This is a genomic window from Paenibacillus solani, from assembly GCF_001277345.1.
In the GTDB taxonomy this organism is placed as follows: Bacteria; Bacillota; Bacilli; order Paenibacillales; family Paenibacillaceae; genus Paenibacillus_AQ; species Paenibacillus_AQ solani.
Genome location: NZ_LIUT01000001.1, coordinates 397,982 through 404,325 on the forward strand (window position 1 = coordinate 397,982; position 6,344 = coordinate 404,325).

Annotated in this window: 5 protein-coding genes and 1 pseudogene; all 6 read left to right on the forward strand. The window is 45.8% G+C overall.

Features of this window, described 5'->3' with window-relative positions; all coding sequences use genetic code 11:
* Positions 1–116 precede the first annotated feature (116 nt).
* The 6 genes and pseudogenes from desA (at position 117) to AM231_RS01780 (ending at position 6,202) form a co-directional block, all read left to right on the forward strand.
* Positions 117–1,196 (forward strand): Delta(5) desaturase DesA, encoded by a 1,080-nt coding sequence (gene desA, locus AM231_RS01755; RefSeq protein WP_054401043.1) that lies wholly within the window; start codon positions 117–119, stop codon positions 1,194–1,196.
* Positions 1,197–1,316: 120 nt separating this feature from the next.
* Complete coding sequence (locus AM231_RS01760) at positions 1,317–2,450, forward strand: sensor histidine kinase (RefSeq protein WP_053489591.1); 1,134 nt, start codon at positions 1,317–1,319, stop codon at positions 2,448–2,450.
* Complete coding sequence (locus AM231_RS01765) at positions 2,447–3,049, forward strand: response regulator transcription factor (protein WP_054401044.1); 603 nt, start codon at positions 2,447–2,449, stop codon at positions 3,047–3,049. Before AM231_RS01760 ends, AM231_RS01765 begins: the two co-directional genes overlap by 4 nt.
* A gap of 400 nt (positions 3,050–3,449) precedes the next feature.
* On the forward strand, positions 3,450–4,691 hold the full coding sequence (locus AM231_RS01770; RefSeq protein ID WP_053489589.1) for a cation:proton antiporter: 1,242 nt from the start codon (positions 3,450–3,452) through the stop codon (positions 4,689–4,691).
* 66 nt (positions 4,692–4,757) lie between these two features.
* On the forward strand, positions 4,758–5,246 hold the full coding sequence (locus tag AM231_RS01775) for a cation:proton antiporter regulatory subunit (RefSeq protein WP_054401045.1): 489 nt from the start codon (positions 4,758–4,760) through the stop codon (positions 5,244–5,246).
* Positions 5,247–5,452: 206 nt separating this feature from the next.
* Positions 5,453–6,202: pseudogene (locus tag AM231_RS01780) on the forward strand (SDR family NAD(P)-dependent oxidoreductase).
* Positions 6,203–6,344 lie beyond the last annotated feature (142 nt).

Genomic DNA, 6,344 nt, shown 5'->3' on the forward strand with positions numbered 1-6,344 from the left:
ACTCCCGAAATGACGTTTATGACTACGACACGCGTGACATTCTATCTATAATTAAGTTAGACAAGTGCGTGATACATGTATAACGTCCTTGCGCCATTTCGAGGAGGAAGACAACTATGGCTAAACCCGATAACAAACTATCCAGCTTGAAAAAGAACGTTGCCCCTTATGAAGAAATTGACACAAAGGCGAGTATAGGTCAGCTTTTCAATACACTGGTTCCCTTGATATTGCTATGGTATGCAGCCTATTTAAGCCTGTCCGTATCGTACTGGCTTACCATTCCCATAGCGGTTATTGCATCGGGGTTTGTTGTCCGGACGTTTATCATATTCCATGACTGCTGTCACGGATCTTTCTTCAAAAGCCGCAAGGCGAACAAAATTCTCGGCACGATTACTGGCGTAATTACTTTGTGTCCTTACGAACAATGGAAGAACACGCACGCGATTCATCACGCGACGAGCAGCAACCTCGATAAGCGGGGAATCGGCGATATGTGGGTATTGACCGTTGAAGAGTATGGGGCGGCTTCTTTTTGGCAGCGTCTATACTACCGGGTTTACCGTAATCCGATTGTGATGTTTGGACTGGGTCCTATTGCTATTTTTCTGATAACCTACCGTTTTAACCGTAAAGGTGCGAGACGCAAGGAGAAGATCAGTAACTATATAACGAATATTTCGATTGTTGCGCTGTATGCATTGCTGTGCTGGGCGATTGGATGGCAGGCATTCCTGCTCGTTCAAGCTCCTATATTCATGGTATCGGGGATGCTGGGCATTTGGTTGTTCTACGTTCAACATCAATTCGAAGAAACGTATTACGAGCATGATGAAGAGTGGAGCTATATCAATGCAGCCGTAGAAGGCAGCTCTTATTATAAGCTTCCGAAGGTCCTGCAATGGATCACGGGCAACATTGGCTTCCACCACGTTCATCATCTTAGCCCGAAGGTTCCTAATTATAATCTGGAGAAGGCGCATGAAGCCGCTCCTCCGCTGCAAAAGGCAACAACGATTACGTTAAAGACAAGTTTGAAATCCATTCGCTTCCGCTTATGGGATGAAGAGAAGAAGGTATTCGTCACGTTTAAAGATGCACGTCAATCGCTTCGTAGACCACAGGAAACGGTGGTCATGGCAAAAGCCGAGAAAAAAATGGCGGGCCCACGTCCGCGCGTACAAGGTGAATAAATCAAGTTAATGGCAGCGGTCAGGGTATAACAGGACAGGGTATAATAGGAATAGAAAGCAAGCACGCGTTCGTTTCCGTTAGGTGAAAGCAAAGCTTGAATGGACAGAGGGTGGGGCTCCATGCAGAAATGGTATCAGATCTTTCATAAAAGTACGGGGTTAAGCCCTTATGTATGGGTCGTTTTCTATATCCTACCGTTCTATTTCATCTTTCGGTCCACCTCGACCTATCAGGTCATTTTCGGAACTCTGATGATTGTAATGTTTTTTGCTTTCTATGTACTTTCATTTCTGGCCAAAGGCTGGCTCGTCTACTTCTGGACGAGTCTGCAAATTCTGATATCGATTACGATGTCCTTGGTATTCGGGTATATCTATTTCTCGTTGTTCCTCGCATTTTTCATCGGGAACATCAAGAATAAGGCCGGTTTTATCACGCTGTATTCGATCCATCTTGTTACGACCATCATAACGGTCAATTATGGATTGTTAACGCGGAATCCGTTCTTCATCACACAGCTGCCATTTATGCTTGTCAGTGTTGTCGGGGTGATTCTGCTGCCCGTGACGAACTATAACCGGAATAAGAATGATCAGCTGCAGGGTCAGCTGGAGGATGCCAACAAACGGATTTCGGAACTGGTGAAGCTGGAGGAACGTCAGCGGATAGCCCGCGATTTGCATGATACGCTCGGACAGAAACTGTCTCTTATTGGCCTCAAAAGTGATTTGGCCGGTAAATTGATGACGCAAGATACGGAAAGAGCCCAGGCCGAGATCAACGATGTGCGCCAGACGGCCAGAACAGCACTCCAGGAAGTGCGCGAGATGGTGACGCGAATGCGGGGAACCCGGCTTACGGATGAAATTTTCCGTATTCAGCAAATTCTAAAGGCTGCACAGATTGAATTAACCTTTGAGGGTACGTTGGAGCCGGAAAATCTGTCGTTAATGAATGAAAATGTGATCAGCATGTGCCTGAAAGAGGCCGTGAATAACATAGTGAAACATAGCAATGCCACGGCTTGCTCTATTGTGATCGAATCCACGGAAACGGATCTCGTTGCGAGGGTGAAGGACAATGGAACAGGGTTCGTGATTGATGCGAGAAATCGCGGAAATGGACTGCGGGGGATGAGAGAACGGCTTGAATTCGTAAACGGAAGCATGGAGCTCACTTCCGGCAAGGGGACTACGCTGGTCCTACGTGTACCTAATGTGCTTAGAATGCAGGATAAGGAGGCGGGAATATGATCCGAATTGTCATTGCTGAAGATCAGCGTTTGCTGCTTGGAGCCCTGGCCTCTCTGCTTGATCTGGAAGAAGATATGAAGGTGGTCGGGACGGCAGGTAATGGGAAGGATGCCGTACAGCTTGTCAAACTTCATAAACCGGATATCTGTATCATGGATATTGAGATGCCGATGATGAACGGACTTGAGGCTGCCGAAGAGTTAAAGGGCTATGCCTGCAAGGTAATGATTTTGACGACCTTTGCCCGGCCGGGGTATTTCGAGCGTGCCGTGAAGGCCGGCGCCAACGCCTACCTGCTGAAGGACAGCCCTAGCGAGGAACTTGCTGCATCCATTCGAAGCATTATGGCAGGCAGGCGAATATACGCCTCGGAGCTTGTAGATGAAGCGTATTCCCGTGAAGAGAATCCGCTGACGGAGCGGGAAAAGGAAGTGCTGGGCCTGATTGCGGACGGTAAGAATACAAAGGAAATTGCCAATCAGCTGTTTATTACAACGGGTACCGTGCGGAATTATATTTCCGTTATTCTTGATAAGCTGGGGGTTAGCAACCGTATAGAAGCGATTACTCGCTTTAAGGAAAAAGGATGGTTTAAATAAATAAAACGCCAAATAAACAAGAAGCTCCATGGACACAGCCATGGGGCTTTTTGCTTGTGTAGTGAATCCAAAAAAACATGGTGGGGGAGCTGAGCTTTGGAAGTGATGATGAGGCATGATGGATTTTTTTACCTGCCATTTGATGCGATGAAATGAATAATTATTCAAGTTTATATGTATATTTATTCATAATTCTATGCATGTTAATGAATTTGGATAGTATTTAAAGCTTTTGGAAATCATGAAAATACTATTAAATTTAAGGCTTGGGAGAATGTAGCCCGATCTGGCTTATATGGGTTATTTGATAAAAAAGAATGCAGTCTTTTTGAAAAAGTATGCATTTTTATGTATAATATAAATGATGGCCAGAAGTCAAAATTTGAGGAGGAGGTCTTAAATGGACCATATGATGTTTGAGGTTGGAACAGCTCTGATTCTGGTTGCAATAGCCTCCATTATTGCAGGAAAGCTCAAGTTCTCGATTATACCGTTCTTGATTGTTCTCGGGATGCTTGTAGGTCCACATGCACCAACAATAGGCATTCTAGACTTCAAGTTTATTGAGAGTCAGGGAATTATTGATTTTTTGGGACAGATCGGGATACTATTCCTGCTCTTTTACCTTGGTCTTGAATTCTCCGTTCAAAAATTAATCAAGTCCGGACGCAACATTGTGGTAGGCGGAACCATATATGTCATATTGAACTTTGTGCTGGGCTTGGCCTACGGATTTGTGATCAACATGCCGCTGTATGAGACACTGATCATTGCAGGGATGCTGTCTGTTTCCTCAACAGCAATCGTTGCGAAGGTGCTGGTCGATCTGCGGCGTACCGGTAATTCGGAGACTGAGCTTATTCTTGGCATGATTTTGTTCGATGATATTTTCCTTGCTGTATTCTTATCGATCATGTCGGGACTGTTGTTAGGCGGAGCCACGTCGGTAGGGGCAACGATTATCTCAGTATGTATATCCATAGGCTATATGCTGCTGTTTTTTGTTATCGCGAGAAAGGGTCCGCCTTTACTGAATAAATTGCTGAATATTACATCCAGCGAAATTTTTATTATCGTGGTCTTTTCATCCATGTTCTTTATCGCCGGTTTTTCGGAGACGCTGCACGTCGCTCAAGCCATCGGTGCGCTGCTGTTCGGACTGGCATTATCCGAGACGGAACATAGCAAACGCATTGAGCAGCTGGTCATTCCTTTCCGTGATTTTTTTGGAGCCATATTCTTCTTCAGTTTCGGTCTTGGCATTGATCCGACCACGCTGGGAGATGCATTATGGCTTGCGCTCGGTGCAGTAGTCCTGACCATTATCGGAAACCTTATTGCTGGTATGATAGCGGGACGGAAGGCTGGCCTGTCGCATAAATCCTCGCTGAATATCGGATTGACCATTATGGCGCGCGGGGAGTTCACGATTATTGTAGCCAATGTGGGACTCGCTGGCGGACTATCCGTCATGCTGAAGCCATTCTCGGCACTGTATGTTCTCATTCTTGCCATTCTCGGTCCTCTGCTAGCCAAGGAATCGAAACGCATATACCGCGGAGCGAATAAGATATTCAAGTGGAGTGATCCTGTGGAGAAAGTGAAGAAAAGGAAAGAAAAGCAGGAGAACGGAGAAGGATGATTTACTTTCTTCCAACTAATCTATATAATCTAGAGATTGAATGAAGCCAGAACGGAGGATTTGCATATGAGTATTATTCGTGAATCTGATCTGCCGGGTATCGGTAAAAAATTCCTTATTCAAGCAAGATCAGGGGATAAGCTTGTTATTGTTATTCATGATGACGGCCGTCGCGAGCTGTACCATTTTGAAGATGATGATCCTGAGGAGACCATCTCCCAGATAACATTAGAGGATGATGAGGCTAGACAGATTGCCGGCATTATCGGTGGTATGACCTATAAACCAAAAGCGCTGGAGACGATCGAAGTTGCACTCGATGATCTCATTATCGAATGGGCACGCATCGAGCCGCATTATCAATGTGTGGGTAAGTCCATTGCAGGGCTAGGAGTTCGCCAAAGAACGGGTGTTAATGTACTAGCGATCGTGAATCGCAATGAGCAGAAAATCAATCCGGGCCCGGATGACGTCCTGACGGCGGGATCGACGCTGGTACTTGCAGGCGAGCGCAAGCAGATTAAGCAGTTAAAGGAACTGCTGATCAACGGGTAATCGGAGTAAGATTACCTTCCTGAACGAATCATATCGAATATTAAAAGTGAGTTCCAGACTTCATATGGGGCTTGCTTTTTTTATATCCTTACAAAGGCATGTTATCTTGTTTCGGTGGGACAATATGCTTGAAATTTGAATTTCTCTGCGGAATGATCTATCGTTAACAGGGAGCTATCATTTTTACTAAAGAAGGCATATACAGCATGAGATTGAAGGACAAAGTAGCGATTATTACAGGTGGTGCCGGCGGCATCGGCAGCGGCATGGCTCTTGCAATGGCTAAAGAAGGTGCCAAAGTCGTTATTGTGGACGTGAATGAAGAGTAAGGGCACGAAACGGAGAAGGCGCTGAAAGAATTGAGCGATTCGATGTTTATCAATGGTGATATTTCGAATAAAGCTTCGATTAAGGATATCGTGGGCGACGTTATTAAGACCTACGGCAAAATCGATATCCTTGTGAACAACGCGCATGTGTCCAAGCAGGCTCCCCTTGTGGATACGACCGATGAAATGATGGCATTGTCGTTCAATACCGGATTTTATTCGACTTACTATTTTATGCAGGAATGTTATCCTCATCTGAAAGCTACCCGAGGTAAGGTAATCAACTTTGCATCCGGTGCCGGACTGTCCGGCATGGTGACTCAGGCTTCCTATGCAGCAGCTAAAGAAGCGATTCGGGGACTGTCTCGCGTGGCCGCAAACGAATGGGGACCTGATGGCATTAATGTCAATCTGATCAGCCCTATTGCATTGACACCAGGCGTTGAACAGTGGAGCAAGGCATTTCCGGAAGAATATCAAGGCATGATTGACAAGATTCCGCTCAATAAGATGGGGGATCCCGAGCAGGATATCGGACGCGTGGCTGTATTCTTGGCAAGCTCTGATTCCGATTACATGACTGGCCAAACACTTATGGTGGACGGCGGCTCCATTATGCTGAGATAACATACTTAAGGTTTCGTTTCATTTAAAAAAGAGCGCCAAGGGCATTGTCCCTTGTGCGCTCTTTGTGTTGGTACGCCCAGCATGGGCGTCATCTATACGGTGAAAGTCCGGAATGGGGGCTGGCAAGCGCCTACCATAGCCA

Bases quoted from the DNA above. Each gene is read 5' to 3' on its own strand.
- desA (WP_054401043.1), top strand. From the start codon at position 117: ATGGCTAAACCCGATAACAAACTATCCAGCTTGAAAAAGAACGTTGCC.
- AM231_RS01760 (WP_053489591.1), top strand. From the start codon at position 1,317: ATGCAGAAATGGTATCAGATCTTTCATAAAAGTACGGGGTTAAGCCCT.
- AM231_RS01765 (WP_054401044.1), top strand. From the start codon at position 2,447: ATGATCCGAATTGTCATTGCTGAAGATCAGCGTTTGCTGCTTGGAGCC.
- AM231_RS01770 (WP_053489589.1), top strand. From the start codon at position 3,450: ATGGACCATATGATGTTTGAGGTTGGAACAGCTCTGATTCTGGTTGCA.
- AM231_RS01775 (WP_054401045.1), top strand. From the start codon at position 4,758: ATGAGTATTATTCGTGAATCTGATCTGCCGGGTATCGGTAAAAAATTC.